Raw genomic sequence first — 16,878 nt, forward strand, 5'->3', positions numbered from 1 at the left:
GAAGCGCCGGGGTCCGTTCCTGCCCGGAACGTCACAGTGTTGTGAGAATCCTTCGCGTATGCGGCATTAGATCTTGGATTTGGTGCCGCTGCGCGGGGGCCGGCCGGGCGCCCTTCAGACCCGTGGCAGGGTCTCGGCCTCGATGCCGCCCTCGATGGCGAGGATGCGGTGCAGGCGGGTGGCGACCAGGAGCCGCTGCATCTGCGGCGGTACGCCGCGCAGCACCAGCCGACGGTTGGCCCGTCCGGCGCGGCGGTGCGCGCCCATGATCACGCCGAGGCCGGTGGCGTCCCACGAGTCCAGCCCGGTCAGATCGAGCACCAGGTCGCCCTGGCCGGAGTCGACGGCGGTGTGCAGGACGGTACGGGCGTCCGCCGCGCTGCGGACGTCGAGGCGGCCCCCGACGACCAGCTCGGCGTGGTCGCCCCTGATGTGCATATGCGCTCCCCGGGTGATGAGTGCTCGATCGTTACGTCTACAGAACTGACTGCCTCTCATGCGGCGAAGTTGCCGCCTGTAAGCGAACCGATACCGAATTCACCCCGGAGGGTGAAGGCGCCGGGCCCGTACGGGTGACGCGCCGGTCACCGTGCCGGTGCCGCCGCGGACGGCCGGCGGAGCGGCCGGTGTGCCCGCGGCGGTACCCCGCCGGGCGCCTGACGCGGCCTCAGCGCGGTGCCACCGGCCCCGGAGCCGCCCGACGCGGTATCAGTGCTCGTAGAAGCCTTGCCCGCTCTTGCGGCCGATATCGCCGGCGTCCACCATCCGCCGCATGATCTCCGGCGGCGCGAACTTCTCGTCCTGCGACTCGGTGTAGATGTTGTCGGTGGCGTGCAGCAGGATGTCCACACCGGTCAGGTCGGCGGTGGCCAGCGGGCCCATGGCGTGCCCGAAGCCCAGCTTGCAGGCGGTGTCGATGTCCTCGGCGCTGGCCACCCCGGACTCGTAGAGCTTCGCCGCCTCGACGACCAGCGCCGAGATGAGGCGGGTGGTCACGAAGCCGGCCACGTCGCGGTTGACGACGATGCAGGTCTTGCCGACCGACTCGGCGAACGCCCGGGCGGTGGCGAGGGTTTCGTCGCTGGTCTTGTAACCGCGCACCAGCTCGCACAGCTGCATCATCGGCACCGGCGAGAAGAAGTGGGTGCCCACCACCCGTTCGGGGCGGCCGGTGGCCGCCGCGATCTTGGTGATCGGGATGGCGGAGGTGTTCGAGGCGAGCACCGCCTCGTCCTTGACCAGCTTGTCCAGGTTCTGGAAGATCTCCCGCTTGACGTCGATCCGCTCGAAGACGGCCTCGACGACGATGTCCGCGTCGGCGGCCGCGTCCAGGTCGGTCGTGGTGGTGATCCGGCCCAGCGCCTGCTCGGCGTCCTCGGCGGCCAGCCTCCCCTTGCTCACGAACTTCTCGTACGAGGCCTCGATGCCGCCCTTGCCGCGGGCCAGCGCCCCTTCCGTCACATCGCGGAGGACGACCTCCCAGCCCGCCTGGGCCGAGACCTGCGCGATGCCGGACCCCATCAGTCCGGCCCCGATGACGGCGAGCTTCTTTGCCACTGGCTGTCCCCTAACACGCTGTACACCTGACGGCTCTCGGCAGTGACGTTAGCGCCCGCCGGCGATCGATAGGAGGGTTAGAGATGCGCGTCACGTCCCGGATGACGGACATCACACCGCCCGGCCGCCCCGGCCGCCGTCCGGCCTCATCCGCCCGCGCGGACGGCATAGTTGAGGACCTTTCCGCCGAGCGCGTCCTCCAGGTCGTCCAGCAGGGCGAGCGCCTCCCGTGACACCTCGTCGGGTGCGCGCCCGGCCATCATCTCGCGGCCGATGTACCCCATGAGCGTGCTGTGCACCCAGTTGAGCTGGCCCGCCACCATGAGCGGCAGCCAGTCGTCCGCCGCCGCGCCGGCCTCCTGCCGCAGGGTCTCCTCCAGCCGGACGAGCTGCTCCTGCTGGAGGTGCCAGAGGCGGGCCTTGAGGGTGGCGGAGCCCTCGATGACCCGCATGAACCGGTCGTAGCCCTCGACCAGGCCGACGGAGGGCGAGACGGCCTCCACCTGTTCGCGCAGTTCGCGCAGGACGGCGGTCGCGGCCGACTCCCCCGCGTCCCGGCCGCGCACGTAGCGCGCGAGGCGGTCCACCAGCCCGGCGCTGCGGTCCATGAAGAGGTCTTCCTTGGCCGGGAAGTAGTTGTAGACGGTGTTGACCGAGACGTCGCAGACCTCGGCGATCTCCGCGATGGTCACCGCGTCGAAGCCGCGCTCCAGGAACAGGCCGGTGGCCATGTCCGAGATGTGCTGGCGCGTCTGCCGCTTCTTGCGCTCCCTGAGTCCCTCAGCCATGCCCGCATCGTACGCCTTCTTGGGTCTCGTTGATTTTTGGGGGCGTTGCAATTTTTCAGCCCCTCTGTTTTTCTGTCGGCATGGCAGTCATCACCGCGTCCGGGCTGGCCCGGACCTTCAGCACCCCGCGCGGCCCCGTCGAAGCGGTGCGCGGCATCGACCTCACCGCCGAGCGCGGCGAGATCCTCGGCCTGCTCGGCCCGAACGGCGCCGGGAAGACCACCACCCTGCGGATGCTCACCACGCTCCTCGCGCCCACCGGCGGCAGCGCGACGGTGGCCGGCTGCGACCTGGTCCACGACCCGGACGGCGTGCGGCGCAGCACCGGTTACGTGGCCCAGTCCGGCGGCGTCGACCCGAACGTCTCCGTACGGGAGGAACTGGTGACCCAGGGGCGCCTGTACCGCCTGCCGAAGGCCGGGGCGGCGGCCCGCGCCGAGGAACTGGCGCACACCCTCGGCCTCGACGGGCTGCTGGACCGCAAGTGCGCCGCGATGTCCGGCGGGCAGCGGCGGCGGCTGGACATCGCGCTGGGGCTGGTGCACCGGCCCGCGGTGCTCTTCCTGGACGAGCCGACGACGGGGCTCGACCCCGGCAGCCGGGCCGACCTGTGGGAGCTGGTCCGGCGGCTGAGCACGGACTTCGGCACCACGGTCGTCCTGACCACCCACTACCTCGACGAGGCGGACGCGCTCGCGGACCGCCTGGTGGTCGTGGACCAGGGCGTGGTGGCCGCCGAGGGCACCCCGCGCGCCCTCAAGACCGCGTACACCGGCTCGCCCGACGCGTCCCTCCAGGACGCCTTCCTCGCCATCACCGGGCGCGGCCCCGCCCCAGCGGACACCGCCCCCGTGGCCGTCTGACCGCCCTTCCCGCCACCGTCCGGCCGTCCCGTACGCCCACCAGGAGTCCCCGTATGTCCTCCGTCCTGTCCGACACGGCTCTGATCTTCGGGCGCTACGCCCGGCAGACCCTGCGGTCCAAGCTCCAGATGCTCTTCGGCGTGCTGATGCCGCTGCTGTACCTGTTCTTCTTCGGCCCGCTGCTGACCGACCTGCCGCTGGCCTCCGAGGGCAGCTCCTGGCAGGTCCTGGTGCCCGGCCTGCTGCTCCAACTCGCCCTCTTCGGCGGGTCCTTCTGCGGCTTCTCCATCATCATCGAGAAGCAGTACGGCGTGGTGGAGCGGATGCGGGTGACGCCCGTCAGCCGGCTCGCGCTGCTGCTGGGGCGGGTGCTGCGGGACGCGGCGCTGTTCACCGTCCAGTCGGCGCTGCTGGTGCTGGCGGCGGTGGTACTGGGGCTCCGGGCGCCGCTGGGCGGCATTCTCATCGGGTTCGCGTTCGTCGCCGTGACGACCGTCGCACTGTCCTCGTTCTCGTACGCGCTGGCCATGAAGGTCTCCACCCCGCAGGAGTTCGGGCCCGTCGTGAACGCCGCCACCATGCCCACGATGCTGCTGTCCGGCCTGATGCTGCCGATGGCCCTCGCGCCCGGCTGGCTGGACGCGCTCTCGCACGTGATGCCGCTGCGCTACCTCGTGGACGGCGTCCGGGCGGCCTACGTGGGCGATTACACCGGTGCGAGCATGCTGTACGGCGCGCTGGTCGCGGCCGGGCTCGCCGTACTGGCCGCGGCGGTGTGCACCCGGGCCTTCCGCAAGGCCGCGGCGTAGGCTCGCCCGTATGGTCAATCTGACGCGCATCTACACCCGTACCGGCGACCAGGGCACCACCGCCCTCGGCGACATGAGCCGGACCGCCAAGACCGACACCCGGATCGCGGCCTACGCGGACGCGAACGAGGCCAACGCGGCGATCGGCGTGGCCATCGCGCTCGGCTCGCTGCCGGAGGACGTCGTCAAGGTGCTCGTCCGGGTGCAGAACGACCTCTTCGACGTGGGCGCGGACCTGTCGACGCCGGTGGTGGAGAACCCGGAGTTCCCGCCGCTGCGCGTCGAGCAGTCCTACATCGACAAGCTGGAGGCCGACTGCGACCGCTACCTGGAGGGCCTGGAGAAGCTGCGCAGCTTCATCCTGCCCGGCGGCACGGCCGGCGCCGCGCTGCTGCACCAGGCGTGCACGGTGGTGCGCCGTGCCGAGCGCTCCACCTGGGCGGCGCTGGAGACGCACGGCGACACCATGAACCACCTCACCGCCACCTACCTCAACCGCCTCTCCGACCTCCTGTTCATCCTGGCCCGGACGGCCAACAAGGAGCTGGGGGACGTGCTGTGGGTGCCGGGCGGCGAGCGGTAGCCCCGGCCGGGCCCGGCAGCCGCGCCTACCGGCCGGTCCCCCGGCCGGCCCCGGTGCGGTCGCGGTCGTCCGGGCCACCCGGGAGCGGGTCCGGCTCCGGGGCCTGCTTCGGCCAGAGCGTGTAGCTGAGCGCGATCACCAGGTTGATGCCGATGACGAAGAGCATCTTGGTCTGCCAGTCGCGCAGCGAGCCGGTCTGCGCGGGATCGCCCACGTACCGGGCCGCCGCCTCCAGCAGCCCCATCGCGATCAGCGCGGCGAGAATCCAGCGGGCCGCCGACTGCCACTCGAAGACCGTACGGGCCCGGCCGTACTTCGGCGCGGGCACCGGCGGCGGGCCGCCCGCGAAACGGTGGGCGAAGCGGACGTCCACCCACTTGACCGTGCGGTGCCCCAGCGCGATCGAGAAGCCGAGGTAGGCGGCGGCCAGGCCGTGCTTCCAGTCGGCCTCCGCGCCGTTCTTGAGGTCCACGGCGGTGACGATCAGCAGGACCAGCTCCAGCAGCGGTTCCAGCAGCAGCACGGCGAGGCCGGTACGCGGCATCCTCGCCAGGTAGCGCAGGGCCAGCCCGCCGGCCAGCAGTATCCAGAAGCCGACCTCGCAGGCGACGATCAGCACAGCGATCACGGGACTCCCCTTCTTCACGGTCCCTTCCAGGCTCGCCCCGGAATCCGCCCGTGCCCTCGTCGCCCGTGACGATCCGGTCCTGCATCTTTCGATGGTCCGGGACGGACCGGGCCTGCATCTTTCGATGTACGACGCGGCGCATCCGGTTCGGCCGGGGCGTGGAGGCGGCGGGCCGCGCCGCCGTGTTTGATGGTGGGGTGACCGCACGCCCCTTCACCGCCCTGCCCCGGCCGCACCGCGACGACGTGCGCATCGCCGTCTGCGGGCTGCTCGGCGGCCTGCTGGTGTGGGCGCTGGGGCTGCGCAACAACCTACCGCTGGCGAACGTGCCCAGCTGGGTGGTCCTGGTGGCGCTGGCCGTGATGTCCGGCGCCGAGCTGCTGCGCCGCGGCGCGCCGCGCACCGCGCTGGTCCTGGCCACTGCCGCGCTCGCGCTGGACGTGTGCACCGGCGGGCTGATCATCACGATCCTGATGTTCACCGACGTCGTCTACGCCGCGGTGCTGTACGGGCCGCCGGCCACCGCCCGGCGGGTCCCGGTCCTGAGCATCCTGCTCACCGTCGTCGCCACCGTCGTGCCGGTGGCGGTGCTGCACGTCCCGCAGGCCCTGCTGATCGGCATCGGCGTCGGGGTGATCACGGTCGGGCCCGCCTGGACCGGCGTCATCATCCGCGAGCACCGCAACGCCGCGCGGGCCGCCCGGCTGGAGGCCGAACAGACCGCGCTGCTGGCCGAGATGGACCGTACGCAGGCCGTCGTCGCCGAACGCGCCCGGATGGCGCGCGAGTTGCACGACATGGTCGCCAACCATCTGTCGGCCATCGCGATCCACTCCACGGCCGCGCAGACCATCGACGACCCGGCCGCCACCCGGGAGGCGCTCGGCGTCATCCGCGAGAACAGCGTCCAGGGGCTGGCCGAGATGCGGCGGCTGATCGGGCTGCTGCGGGACGCGAAGGAACCCGGCGCGACGGCCGAGGCACAGGCCACGCCGACCCTGGACGGGCTGGACGCGCTGCTGGCGCAGGCCCGCACCAACGGGGCGAGCAGCGGCCTGACGTTCACCCTCCGGGACGCCCGGCAGGACGCCCGGGCGGACGGCGGGAGCGCGCGGCTGCCCGCGCCGGTGGAGCTGGCCGCGTACCGCATCGTGCAGGAGTCGCTGACCAACGCCCTCAAGCACGCGGCGCCCGGCGAGGTGGAGGTCCGCCTCGCGTACGGCCCCGGCGGCCCGCTCACCGTCTGCGTCACCAGCCCCTTCGGCGACCGGCCGGGCCCGCGCGCGCCCGGCTCCGGCGCGGGCCTGATCGGCATGCGGGAGCGCATCGCGCTGCTCGGCGGCCACTTCGAGGCGGGCCCGGAGGACGGCGGCGAGCCCGGCGACGGCAAGGTATGGCGGGTACGGGCCACGCTCCCGGTCCGCGAGGAGGAAGAGGAACGATGACAGCTGCCACCGGCCGCCCGGTCCGGGTGCTGATCGCCGAGGACCAGTCCGCCGTACGGGCCGGGCTGGTGCTGATCCTGCGCTCGGCCCCCGACATCGAAGTGGCGGGCGAGGCCGCGGACGGCGAGGAGGCGGTGCGGCTGGCCCGCGAGCTGCGCCCCGACGTGGTCCTGATGGACATCCAGATGCCCCGGCTGGACGGCGTCTCGGCGACCCGCGCGATCGTCGCCGAAGAGCTGGCCGACGTGCTGGTGCTGACCACGTTCGACCTGGACGAGTACGTCTTCGGGGCGCTGCGCGCGGGCGCCGCCGGCTTCCTGCTCAAGGACAGCGAGGCGGCGGCGCTGCTGGACGCGGTGCGCACGGTGGCCGCCGGGGAAGGGCTGATCGCCCCGGCCGTGACCCGGCGGCTGATCGCGGAGTTCGCCAGCCCCCGTACAGTACGGCGACCCGCCGACACCGCGGCGCCGGACCCGTCCGTCCTGGACACGCTGACCCGCCGCGAACGCGAGGTGCTGGGCTGCCTGGGTCAGGGGCTGTCGAACGCCGACATCGCGACCCGGCTGGAGGTGGCGGAGGCCACGGTCAAGACGCATGTCAGCCGGTTGCTGGGGAAGCTGGAGCTGCGCAGCCGGGTGCAGGCGGCGGTGCTGGCGCAGGAGTTGGGGGTGGGCGGCGACTGAACCGGTGCGGCCACCTCGGCTGATCCGGACCGGCTACCGCGGCTGATCCGGCCCGGCTTCCCCGCCGCGCCCGGCCGGGCGCCGGGGCCGGCCGGGCGCGGCGGAGGCCGCCACCCACTTTGGTCCAGACCTCTTGACCGTAGGTCTGGACCTTTTTACGCTCCCTTCACATCTTTGCGGTGAGCGCGCCCCACAGCGCTCACCGGGCGGCGCAGGTTCCCCCACCTTCCCACCCCCCTTACCTGGGAGCATCCGTGACACCCGGAACCTTGACACGCACCACCCACGCCCGACGAAGAGCCCTCGCGGCCCTGACCGCACTCCTCCTGCCCGTGGCCGCGCTGATCGGCCTGGCCGGTGCCACCCCGGCGCACGCCGCCGAGTCGGCGACCGCCACGTACACCAAGGTCTCCGACTGGGGTACCGGCTTCCAGGGGCAGTGGACGGTGAAGAACACCGGCACCACCACCATCAACGGCTGGACCGTCGAGTGGGACTTCCCCTCCGGCACCACCGTCGGCTCCGCCTGGGACGCCCAGGTCAGCGGCTCGAACGGCCACTACACCGCCAAGAACGCCAACTGGAACGGGACCATCGCCCCCGGCGCCTCGGTCAGCTTCGGCTTCACCGGCAGTGGCACCGGCGGCGGTGACGTCACGGGCTGCAAGCTCAACGGCGGCCCCTGCGACGGCGCGCAGCCCGGCGACACCCCGCCCTCCGCACCCGGCAAGCCGGTGGCCGGCGACATCACCGACACCTCCGTACGGCTGACGTGGACCGCCGCCACCGACGACAAAGGCATCAAGAACTACGACATCCTGCGCGACGGCACCAAGGTCGCCACCGTCGAGAAGCTCGCCTACACCGACAGCGGCCTGACCAAGGACACCTCGTACACCTACACCGTCGTCGCCCGCGACACCGCCGACCAGACCGGCCCCGCCAGCGCCGCCACCACCGTCCGCACCACCGGCGGCGGACAGCCCGGTGACAACCCGCCCTCCGCACCCGGCAAGCCGGTGGCGAGCGACATCACCGACACCTCCGTACGGCTGACGTGGACCGCCGCCACCGACGACAAAGGCATCAAGGACTACGACGTGCTGCGCGACGGCACCAAGGTCGCCACGGTCGGGAAGCTGGCCTACACCGACTCGGGTCTGACCAAGGGCACCGACTACACCTATACCGTCGTCGCCCGCGACACCGCCGACCAGACCGGCCCGGCCAGCGCCGCCACGACCGTGCGCACCACCGGGGGCGGCGGACAGCCCGTGGACGCGGTCAAGCTGGGCTACTTCACCGAGTGGGGTGTCTACGACCGCAACTACCACGTGAAAAACCTGGTCACCTCCGGCTCCGCGAGCAAGCTGACGCACATCAACTACGCCTTCGGCAACGTCCAGGGCGGCCGGTGCACCATCGGGGACGCCTACGCGGCCACCGACAAGGCGTACACCGCCGACCAGAGCGTGGACGGCGTCGCCGACACCTGGGACCAGCCCCTGCGCGGCAACTTCAACCAGCTCAAGAAGCTCAAGGCGAAGTACCCGAACATCAAGCTGCTGTGGTCCTTCGGCGGCTGGACCTGGTCCGGCGGCTTCACCGACGCGGTCAAGAACCCGGCGGCCTTCGCCGACTCCTGCTACCAGCTGGTCAACGACGCGCGCTGGGCCGGCCTCTTCGACGGCATCGACCTGGACTGGGAGTACCCCAACGCCTGCGGCCTGACCTGCGACACCAGCGGCCCGGCGGCGTTCGCCGAGATGATGAAGGCGATGCGCGCCAAGTTCGGCAAGCAGCTGGTCACCGCGGCGATCACGGCCGACGGCTCGGACGGCGGCAAGATCGACGCGGCCGACTACGGGGGCGGCTCGCAGTACGCCGACTGGTACAACGTCATGACGTACGACTTCTTCGGTGCCTGGGACAAGACCGGCCCCACCGCCCCGCACTCGCCGCTGACGTCGTACCCGGGCATCCCGAAGCAGGGCTTCCACACCGACGCGGCCCTGCAGAAGCTCAAGGCCAAGGGCGTGCCCGCCAAGAAGCTGCTGATCGGCATCGGCTTCTACGGGCGCGGCTGGACCGGCGTCACCCAGGACGCCCCCGGCGGCACCGCCACCGGGCCGGCCCCCGGCAAGTACGAGGCGGGCATCGAGGACTACAAGATCCTCAAGACCAGCTGCCCGTCCACTGGCACCGTCGCCGGCACCGCCTACGCCCGCTGCGGCGGCAACTGGTGGAGCTACGACACCCCGGCCACGATCACCGGGAAGATGAGCTACGCCAAGCAGCAGGGGCTGGGCGGCGCGTTCTTCTGGGAGTTCAGCGGCGACACGGCCGACGGCGAACTGATGTCCGCGATCGACAGCGGCCTGAAGTAACCCGGCCCCGCCCCGGACCGGCCGGGAAGGCGGCGTCGCCCCCGCCTTCCCGGCCTCCGGCCTGCAAGAAAGACGGAAAACCCCCCACCGGGCTACGCCACGTTCACTCTCCCCCAGACTTCGTCCGGGGGCACCCCCAACCAACGAGCAGCCCTTATTCAGGCCACATTGACTCTCCCCCAGACTTCGTCCGGGGGCACCCCCAACCAACGAGCAGCCCTTATTCAGGCCACATTGACTCGTTGCCCCGGAGGCGCCGCCTCCAGCCACGCCAGGAAGCCCGTGAGGGCGTCTTCGCTCATCGCCAGCTCCAGCCTCGTACCGCGATGGCGGCAGGCGAGCACGACGGAGTCGGAGAGCAGGGCCAGTTCCTCCTCGCCCTGGGGGGTGCGCCGCTGGAGGACCTCGATGGAGAAGCGTTCCAGGACGCGGCGGGGGCGGGGCGCGTACGAAAAGACCCGGAACCACTCGATGCGGTCACCGTTGTAGCGCGCGACGCCGTAGATCCAGCCTTTGCCGCTGGGCTCGGCCTCTTCCTCGGGCACGTTCCAGCGCAGACTGCAGTCGAACGTGCCGCCGGAGCGCTGGATGAGCCGGCGCCGTAGTCCGAAGACGAAGAGCCCCAGCAGCACCAGTACGACGACCGCGCCGCTCACAAGCAGAGCGAGGACCATCCGAACCGACCTCCTCGCCTCGATGGGTTACCCCGGCGCCGGTCGGGCGCAGGGGAGAAAATCGCACCTGCATTGCCTCAGCCGCGGACCGCCCTGGAGAATTCCAGCGCAGCCCGCGGCTGAGGGACGTGCCTCGTCGGTGGTGGGCCTCAGTGCACGCCCGCCACCGCACGCAGCCGGACATCGGCGCGGCGCTCGGCGGCCGCGTCGGCCTCCGACTTCGCCCGCTCCAAGGCCCGCTCCGCGCGCTGGACATCGATCTCGTCCGACAGCTCGGCGATCTCCGCGAGCAGAGACAGCTTGTTGTCGGCGAACGAGATGAAGCCGCCGTGCACGGCGGCGACGACGGTGCCGTCCCCGTCCTCGCCGGTCGTACGAATCGTCACCGGACCGGATTCCAGCACGCCGAGCAGCGGCTGGTGCCCCGGCATGACGCCGATGTCGCCCGACGAGGTGCGCGCGACGACCAGGCTGGCCTCGCCCGACCAGACCTGACGGTCGGCGGCGACCAACTCGACGTGCAGCTCAGCCACGATGGCTCCTCGGGTCTCCACCTGCCGGGTGCGGCAGATGTTGGGTCAAATACTAGTGGTCGTGACGGCCGGGGGCGGCCAGGGCCGCCCCCGGAACGCGGCCGGGCCTCAGGAGACGCCCAGCTCCTTGGCGTTCGCCTTCAGGTCCTCCAGGCCACCGCACATGAAGAACGCCTGCTCGGGGAAGTGGTCGTACTCACCGTCGGCGATCGCGTTGAACGCCGCGATGGACTCGTCCAGCGACACGTCCGAGCCGTCCACACCGGTGAACTGCTTCGCCACGTGGGTGTTCTGCGACAGGAAGCGCTCGATGCGGCGGGCGCGGTGGACGGTGAGCTTGTCCTCCTCGCCCAGCTCGTCGATACCGAGGATCGCGATGATGTCCTGGAGGTCCTTGTACTTCTGCAGGATCGTCTTGACGCGCGAGGCGCAGTCGTAGTGGTCCTGCGAGATGTAGCGCGGGTCCAGGATGCGGGACGTCGAGTCCAGCGGGTCCACCGCCGGGTAGATGCCCTTTTCCGAGATCGGACGCGAGAGAACGGTGGTCGCGTCCAGGTGGGCGAAGGTGGTGGCCGGCGCCGGGTCGGTCAGGTCGTCCGCGGGGACGTAGATCGCCTGCATCGAGGTGATCGAGTGACCACGGGTCGAGGTGATGCGCTCCTGGAGGAGGCCCATCTCGTCCGCCAGGTTCGGCTGGTAACCCACCGCGGAGGGCATCCGGCCCAGCAGGGTGGAGACCTCGGAGCCCGCCTGGGTGTACCGGAAGATGTTGTCGATGAAGAAGAGGACGTCCTGCTTCTGGACGTCACGGAAGTACTCCGCCATCGTCAGACCGGCCAGCGCGACCCGCAGACGGGTGCCCGGGGGCTCGTCCATCTGGCCGAAGACCAGCGCGGTCTTGTCGATGACGCCGGACTCCGTCATCTCCTCGATGAGGTCGTTGCCCTCACGGGTGCGCTCACCGACACCGGCGAACACCGACACACCGTCGTGGTTGTTGGCCACGCGGTAGATCATTTCCTGGATGAGGACGGTCTTGCCGACGCCCGCGCCGCCGAACAGACCGATCTTGCCGCCCTTGACGTACGGGGTCAGCAGGTCGATGACCTTGACGCCGGTCTCGAACATCTCGGTCTTCGACTCGAGCTGGTCGAAGTTGGGGGCCTTGCGGTGGATCGGCCAGCGCTCGGTGACCTCGACCGTGGACGGGTCCACGTTCAGGATCTCGCCGAGGGTGTTGAACACCTTGCCCTTGGTGACGTCACCGACCGGGACGGTGATCCCGGCGCCGGTGTCGGTCACCGTGGCCTGGCGGACCAGACCATCGGTGGGCTGCATGGAGATGGCGCGGACCAGGCCGTCGCCCAGGTGCTGCGCGACCTCCAGGGTCAGCGTCTTGAGCTTGCCCTCTTCGGCCGGGTCGGCGACCTCGACGTGCAGCGCGTTGTAGATCTCCGGCATCGCGTCGACGGGGAACTCCACGTCGACGACCGGGCCGATGACCCGCGCGACGCGGCCCGTCGCCGTGGCCGTCTCAACAGTGGTGGTCATAGTTGTCAGTCACTCCCCGCGGTCGCGTCGGCCAGTGCGCTCGCGCCACCGACGATCTCGCTGATTTCCTGGGTGATTTCGGCCTGGCGGGCCGCGTTGGCAAGCCGCGAGAGCGACTTGATGAGCTCTTCCGCGTTGTCGGTCGCCGACTTCATCGCCCGCCGCGTGGCGGCGTGCTTGGAGGCGGCGGCCTGCAGCAGCGCGTTGTAGATGCGCGACTCGACGTACCGCGGCAGCAGGGCGTCCAGGACGTCCTCCGCCGACGGCTCGAAGTCGAACAGCGGCAGGATCTCGCCCTTGGACGACGCCTGCGCCTCCTCGGCCGTCTTTTCGAGGCTGAGCGGCAGCAGCCGGTTGTCGACCGGCGTCTGCGTCATCATCGAGACGAACTCGGTGTAGACGATGTGCAGCTCGTCCACGCCGCCCTCGGCCGTGTCCTGCTGGACGGCGGCGATCAGCGGCCCGGCGACCGCCTTGGCGTCCGCGTACGTCGGGCTGTCGGTGAAGCCGGTCCACGACTCCGTGACCTTGCGCTCACGGAAGGCGTAGTACGAGACACCCTTGCGGCCGACGATGTAGGTGTCGACCTCCTTGCCCTCGGCCTTGAGCCGCTCGGTGAGCTGCTCGGCGGCCTTGATGGCGTTGGAGGAGTAGCCGCCGGCCAGACCGCGGTCGCTCGTGATGAGCAGCACCGCGGCCCGCGTCGGGTTGTCCGCCTCGGTCGTCAGGGCGTGCTTGGTGTTCGATCCGGTGGCAACCGCCGTCACCGCGCGGGTCAGCTCACTCGCGTACGGCGTCGATGCCGCCACCTGGCGCTGCGCCTTGACGATGCGCGAGGCGGCGATCATCTCCATCGCCTTGGTGATCTTCTTGGTCGCGGTGACGGAGCGGATGCGACGCTTGTAGACCCGGAGCTTGGCTCCCATTGGTCAGGTCCCTTCCGTCGTCACTTGGCGGTGCTGACCGGTGCGTCCTCACCGAGAAGCTTGCCGTCCGAGGTCTCGAACTGCTGCTTGAAGGCGGTGACGGTGTCGGCGAGCGCCTGGAGGGTGTCGTCGGACATCTTGGCGCCCTCGGCGATGCTGGTGAGCAGCTCCTTCTTCTCGCGGCCCATCCAGTCCAGGAGCTCGCGCTCGAAGCGGCGGATGTCCTGCACCGGGACGTCGTCCATGTGGCCGTTGGTGCCGGCCCAGATGGAGACGACCTGCTCCTCGACCGGGTACGGCGCGTACTGGCTCTGCTTGAGCAGCTCGGTCATGCGCTGACCACGGGCGAGCTGGGCCTTGGACGCCGCGTCCAGGTCGGAACCGAAGGCGGCGAACGCCTCCAGCTCGCGGAACTGGGCGAGGTCCACGCGGAGCCGGCCGGACACCTGGCGCATGGCCTTGTGCTGGGCGGAGCCACCGACGCGGGAGACGGAGATACCGACGTTCAGCGCCGGGCGCTGGCCCGCGTTGAACAGGTCGGACTCCAGGAAGCACTGGCCGTCGGTGATGGAGATGACGTTGGTCGGGATGAACGCCGAGACGTCGTTCGCCTTGGTCTCGACGATCGGCAGACCGGTCATCGAACCGGCACCGAGGTCGTCGGAGAGCTTCGCGCAGCGCTCCAGCAGGCGGGAGTGCAGGTAGAAGACGTCACCCGGGTACGCCTCACGGCCCGGCGGGCGGCGCAGCAGCAGGGACACGGCGCGGTAGGCGTCGGCCTGCTTGGAGAGGTCGTCGAAGATGATCAGGACGTGCTTGCCCTGGTACATCCAGTGCTGGCCGATGGCCGAGCCGGTGTAGGGCGCCAGGTACTTGAAGCCCGCCGGGTCGGACGCCGGGGCGGCGACGATGGTGGTGTACTCCAGGGCACCGGCCTCCTCCAGCGCGCCGCGCACGGACGCGATGGTGGAGCCCTTCTGGCCGATGGCGACGTAGATGCAGCGGACCTGCTTCTTCGGGTCGCCGGAGCGCCAGTTGTCACGCTGGTTGATGATCGTGTCGACGGCCAGGGCGGTCTTGCCCGTCTGGCGGTCACCGATGATCAGCTGACGCTGGCCACGGCCGATCGGCACCATCGAGTCCACGGCCTTGTAGCCGGTCTGCATCGGCTCGTGCACCGACTTGCGGACCATGACGCCCGGAGCCTGGAGCTCCAGGGCGCGGCGGCCCTCGGACTCGATCTCGCCGAGGCCGTCGACCGGGTTGCCCAGCGGGTCGACTACGCGGCCGAGGTAGCCCTCGCCCACGGGGACCGAGAGCACCTCACCGGTGCGGCGCACCGGCTGGCCCTCTTCGATACCGCTGAACTCACCGAGGACGACCGCACCGATCTCGCGCTCTTCCAGGTTCAGCGCGAGACCGAGGGTGCCGTCCTCGAACTTCAGCAGCTCGTTCGCCATCGCCGAGGGAAGACCCTCGACCTTCGCGATGCCGTCACCGGCCTCGCTGACCGTCCCGACCTCCTCGCGCGAGGCCGCGTCCGGCTTGTACGCCTGGACGAAGTTCTCCAGCGCGTCCCGGATCTCCTCCGGCCGGATCGTGAGCTCCGCCATCTGGGTTCCCTGCTCTCCTTGTTGGGCCCGTCGTCGTTTACGGGGGTCATGCACGTCCCCCGCCGCAGGCAGGGGCGGTTGCCCCCGTGATGTCACTGCGTCCACGGCCCAACTCGGGCCGCCGTTCTACTTCTTGAGTTGGTGGGTGGGTCAGCCGGCCATCCGCCGCGACGCCTCGTCGAGGCGGGCCGCGATGGTGCCGTCGATGACCTCGTCGCCGATCCGGACCTGAATGCCGCCGAGGACCTCCGGGTCCACGTCGAGGTTCAGGTGGACCTGCCGTCCGTACACCGACGCCAGTGCCGCGCCGAGGCGCTGCCGCTGGGTGTCGCTGAGCGGAACCGCGGAGGTGACCACCGCGACCATCCGGTCCCGGCGCGCCGCGGCCAGCTTGGACAGGGCGTCCAGCCCCGCTTCCAGGCTACGGCCCCGCGGCTGTGCGACAAGCCGGACCACGACGCGCTCGGTGACCGGGTTGGTCCGGCCGCCCAGCAGCGAACGCAGCAGCTCGGCCTTGGCCGGGCCCTGCGCGGTGCGGTCGGTCAGCGCCGCGCGCAGTTCGTGCGACGAGGCGACGATCCGGTTGAACCGGAACAGCTCGTCCTCGACGTCGTCGAGGGCGCCCGCCCGCTGCGCCGCGACGAGGTCGGCGGAGTACGCCAGTTCCTCGGTCGCGTCCGCCAGGTCGCGCGAGCGCGACCAGCGGGAGCGGACCATGCCGGAGAGCAGGTCGACGGTCTCGCCGCCGACCCGGCTGCCCAGCAGCCGCCCGGCCAGCTCGGCCTTGGCCTCGCCGGCCTGCGCCGGGTCGGTGAGGACCCGACGCAGCGACACCTCGCGGTCGAGCAGAGCGGTGACGGCAGCCAGCTCCTCGGCGAGCTTCGCCGCGTCGACGGTGGTGTTGTCCGTCAGCGCGTCGAGCTGCTCGCGTGCGGAGGCCAGTGCCTCGCGGCTCGCTCCATTCATCGGCCGGCCTCTGCCTTCGTCGAGTCCGACGCCGCCTTGGCCTCGAGCTCGTCGAGGAAGCGGTCGATGGTCCGGCTCTGGCGGGCGTGGTCCTCAAGGGACTCGCCGACCAGCTTGCCCGCCAGCTCCGTGGCCAGCTTGCCCACGTCCTGGCGCAGCGACTGCGCGGCCTGCTTGCGGTCCGCCTCGATCTGGGCATGACCGGCCGCGATGATCTCCTCGCGCTGCCGCTGGCCCTCGGCACGCATCTCGGCGATCAGCGTCGCTCCCTGCTCCTGCGCCTCCTGGCGCAGCCGGGCGGCCTCGTGGCGCGCGTCGGCGAGCTGGGACCGGTAGTCCTCCAGGACCTGCTGGGCCTCGGCCTGTAGGGCATCCGCCTTCTCGATACCGCCTTCGATCTTCTCGCGGCGCTCGTCCAGAACCTTGTTGATGTTCGGGAGGAGCTTCTTGGCGAGGAAGCCGAAGACGACGAAGAAAGCGATCAGGCCGATGACCAGCTCTGGAATCGGCGGGACGAGGGGGTTCTCAGGAACCTCCGCCGCCATGTTCACCAGGGCGCTCACATCAATGCCTTCCGTCTAAGTGGCGTCGTCGGTGCGTTCCGTGATTAGGACGGGTACGCGTAACCCATGACGATGCCGATGAGGGCGAGCGCCTCGCAGAAGGCGAAGCCCATGATCTGGTTGGTACGGATCAGGCCGGCCGCCTCGGGCTGACGGGCCAGGGCCTGGGTGCCGTTACCGAAGATGATGCCGACGCCGACGCCGGGGCCGATGGCGGCGAGGCCGTAGCCGATCGAAGCGACGTTGCCCTTGAGGCCGGCGGCGAGTTCGAGAGTCGCGGACATGCCGTGTCTTCCTTCTCTTTCATGG

Annotated in this window: 18 protein-coding genes; 6 read left to right on the forward strand and 12 right to left on the reverse strand. The window is 70.7% G+C overall.

Going from position 1 to position 16,878, the window contains the following annotated elements; translation table 11 throughout:
* Positions 1-114: 114 nt before the first annotated feature.
* The 3 genes from ACH4FX_RS28545 to ACH4FX_RS28555 form a co-directional block, all read right to left on the reverse strand.
* Positions 115-438, reverse strand: a complete 324-nt coding sequence (locus ACH4FX_RS28545) for an STAS domain-containing protein (protein WP_385239533.1) — start codon at positions 436-438, stop codon at positions 115-117.
* Positions 439-708: 270 nt separating this feature from the next.
* Positions 709-1,557 (reverse strand): 3-hydroxyacyl-CoA dehydrogenase family protein, encoded by an 849-nt coding sequence (locus ACH4FX_RS28550; protein ID WP_398483680.1) that lies wholly within the window; start codon positions 1,555-1,557, stop codon positions 709-711.
* 146 nt (positions 1,558-1,703) lie between these two features.
* A complete protein-coding gene (locus ACH4FX_RS28555) occupies positions 1,704-2,345 on the reverse strand; it encodes a TetR/AcrR family transcriptional regulator (RefSeq protein WP_398483682.1) in 642 nt (213 codons plus the stop codon).
* An 80-nt stretch (positions 2,346-2,425) separates the two neighbouring features.
* Here ACH4FX_RS28555 and ACH4FX_RS28560 point away from each other — a divergent pair, with 80 nt between their 5' ends.
* From ACH4FX_RS28560 to ACH4FX_RS28570, 3 genes are read left to right on the forward strand one after another with little or no spacing between them, the layout of a single operon-like run.
* On the forward strand, positions 2,426-3,208 hold the full coding sequence (locus ACH4FX_RS28560) for an ABC transporter ATP-binding protein (protein ID WP_398483684.1): 783 nt from the start codon (positions 2,426-2,428) through the stop codon (positions 3,206-3,208).
* A gap of 53 nt (positions 3,209-3,261) precedes the next feature.
* Positions 3,262-4,017: an ABC transporter permease gene (locus ACH4FX_RS28565; RefSeq protein ID WP_398483685.1), complete on the forward strand. Its 756-nt coding sequence runs from the start codon at positions 3,262-3,264 to the stop codon at positions 4,015-4,017.
* A 10-nt stretch (positions 4,018-4,027) separates the two neighbouring features.
* The gene (locus ACH4FX_RS28570) at positions 4,028-4,600 is read left to right on the forward strand and encodes a cob(I)yrinic acid a,c-diamide adenosyltransferase (RefSeq protein WP_398483687.1); all 573 of its coding nucleotides are present in this window, start codon (positions 4,028-4,030) and stop codon (positions 4,598-4,600) included.
* A 25-nt stretch (positions 4,601-4,625) separates the two neighbouring features.
* On the opposite strand, the gene ACH4FX_RS28575 is transcribed toward ACH4FX_RS28570, so the two are convergent.
* Positions 4,626-5,228, reverse strand: a complete 603-nt coding sequence (locus tag ACH4FX_RS28575; RefSeq protein WP_398483689.1) for a hypothetical protein — start codon at positions 5,226-5,228, stop codon at positions 4,626-4,628.
* Between the two features lie 197 nt (positions 5,229-5,425).
* Between ACH4FX_RS28575 and ACH4FX_RS28580 the strand changes: the two genes are divergently transcribed.
* From ACH4FX_RS28580 to ACH4FX_RS28590, 3 genes are all read left to right on the forward strand, one after another.
* Positions 5,426-6,673, forward strand: coding sequence for a sensor histidine kinase (locus tag ACH4FX_RS28580; protein ID WP_398483691.1), 1,248 nt, complete (start codon positions 5,426-5,428; stop codon positions 6,671-6,673).
* Positions 6,670-7,356 (forward strand): response regulator, encoded by a 687-nt coding sequence (locus tag ACH4FX_RS28585; RefSeq protein ID WP_398483693.1) that lies wholly within the window; start codon positions 6,670-6,672, stop codon positions 7,354-7,356. The genes ACH4FX_RS28580 and ACH4FX_RS28585 overlap by 4 nt, the downstream gene beginning before the upstream one ends.
* A 269-nt stretch (positions 7,357-7,625) precedes the next feature.
* Entirely contained in the window at positions 7,626-9,743 is a 2,118-nt protein-coding gene (locus ACH4FX_RS28590) for a glycosyl hydrolase family 18 protein (protein WP_398483695.1), read from the forward strand.
* A gap of 224 nt (positions 9,744-9,967) precedes the next feature.
* On the opposite strand, the gene ACH4FX_RS28595 is transcribed toward ACH4FX_RS28590, so the two are convergent.
* From ACH4FX_RS28595 to atpE, 8 genes are all read right to left on the reverse strand, one after another.
* Complete coding sequence (locus ACH4FX_RS28595) at positions 9,968-10,417, reverse strand: DUF2550 domain-containing protein (protein ID WP_398483697.1); 450 nt, start codon at positions 10,415-10,417, stop codon at positions 9,968-9,970.
* Positions 10,418-10,566: 149 nt separating this feature from the next.
* The gene (locus tag ACH4FX_RS28600; protein WP_003981308.1) at positions 10,567-10,950 is read right to left on the reverse strand and encodes a F0F1 ATP synthase subunit epsilon; all 384 of its coding nucleotides are present in this window, start codon (positions 10,948-10,950) and stop codon (positions 10,567-10,569) included.
* Between the two features lie 108 nt (positions 10,951-11,058).
* Entirely contained in the window at positions 11,059-12,501 is a 1,443-nt protein-coding gene (atpD, locus tag ACH4FX_RS28605; RefSeq protein ID WP_398483699.1) for a F0F1 ATP synthase subunit beta, read from the reverse strand.
* A 5-nt stretch (positions 12,502-12,506) separates the two neighbouring features.
* Complete coding sequence (locus ACH4FX_RS28610; RefSeq protein WP_398483701.1) at positions 12,507-13,427, reverse strand: F0F1 ATP synthase subunit gamma; 921 nt, start codon at positions 13,425-13,427, stop codon at positions 12,507-12,509.
* A 20-nt stretch (positions 13,428-13,447) separates the two neighbouring features.
* Entirely contained in the window at positions 13,448-15,040 is a 1,593-nt protein-coding gene (gene atpA / locus ACH4FX_RS28615) for a F0F1 ATP synthase subunit alpha (protein ID WP_398483703.1), read from the reverse strand.
* A 150-nt stretch (positions 15,041-15,190) separates the two neighbouring features.
* On the reverse strand, positions 15,191-16,006 hold the full coding sequence (locus ACH4FX_RS28620; protein WP_398483705.1) for a F0F1 ATP synthase subunit delta: 816 nt from the start codon (positions 16,004-16,006) through the stop codon (positions 15,191-15,193).
* Entirely contained in the window at positions 16,003-16,551 is a 549-nt protein-coding gene (locus tag ACH4FX_RS28625) for a F0F1 ATP synthase subunit B (RefSeq protein ID WP_398483751.1), read from the reverse strand. Before ACH4FX_RS28625 ends, ACH4FX_RS28620 begins: the two co-directional genes overlap by 4 nt.
* 62 nt (positions 16,552-16,613) lie before the next feature.
* Complete coding sequence (atpE, locus tag ACH4FX_RS28630; RefSeq protein ID WP_003981314.1) at positions 16,614-16,853, reverse strand: ATP synthase F0 subunit C; 240 nt, start codon at positions 16,851-16,853, stop codon at positions 16,614-16,616.
* Between the last annotated feature and the right edge of the window lie 25 nt (positions 16,854-16,878).

It is taken from the genome of Streptomyces sp. NPDC018019 (assembly GCF_044327805.1).
Lineage (GTDB): Bacteria > Actinomycetota > Actinomycetes > Streptomycetales > Streptomycetaceae > Streptomyces.

Bases quoted from the DNA above. Each gene is read 5' to 3' on its own strand.
- ACH4FX_RS28555 (WP_398483682.1), bottom strand. From the start codon at position 2,345: ATGGCTGAGGGACTCAGGGAGCGCAAGAAGCGGCAGACGCGCCAGCAC.
- ACH4FX_RS28595 (WP_398483697.1), bottom strand. From the start codon at position 10,417: ATGGTCCTCGCTCTGCTTGTGAGCGGCGCGGTCGTCGTACTGGTGCTG.
- atpD (WP_398483699.1), bottom strand. From the start codon at position 12,501: ATGACCACCACTGTTGAGACGGCCACGGCGACGGGCCGCGTCGCGCGG.
- atpE (WP_003981314.1), bottom strand. From the start codon at position 16,853: ATGTCCGCGACTCTCGAACTCGCCGCCGGCCTCAAGGGCAACGTCGCT.
- ACH4FX_RS28625 (WP_398483751.1), bottom strand. From the start codon at position 16,551: ATGGCGGCGGAGGTTCCTGAGAACCCCCTCGTCCCGCCGATTCCAGAG.
- ACH4FX_RS28620 (WP_398483705.1), bottom strand. From the start codon at position 16,006: ATGAATGGAGCGAGCCGCGAGGCACTGGCCTCCGCACGCGAGCAGCTC.
- atpA (WP_398483703.1), bottom strand. From the start codon at position 15,040: ATGGCGGAGCTCACGATCCGGCCGGAGGAGATCCGGGACGCGCTGGAG.
- ACH4FX_RS28570 (WP_398483687.1), top strand. From the start codon at position 4,028: ATGGTCAATCTGACGCGCATCTACACCCGTACCGGCGACCAGGGCACC.
- ACH4FX_RS28545 (WP_385239533.1), bottom strand. From the start codon at position 438: ATGCACATCAGGGGCGACCACGCCGAGCTGGTCGTCGGGGGCCGCCTC.
- ACH4FX_RS28585 (WP_398483693.1), top strand. From the start codon at position 6,670: ATGACAGCTGCCACCGGCCGCCCGGTCCGGGTGCTGATCGCCGAGGAC.
- ACH4FX_RS28610 (WP_398483701.1), bottom strand. From the start codon at position 13,427: ATGGGAGCCAAGCTCCGGGTCTACAAGCGTCGCATCCGCTCCGTCACC.
- ACH4FX_RS28565 (WP_398483685.1), top strand. From the start codon at position 3,262: ATGTCCTCCGTCCTGTCCGACACGGCTCTGATCTTCGGGCGCTACGCC.
- ACH4FX_RS28560 (WP_398483684.1), top strand. From the start codon at position 2,426: ATGGCAGTCATCACCGCGTCCGGGCTGGCCCGGACCTTCAGCACCCCG.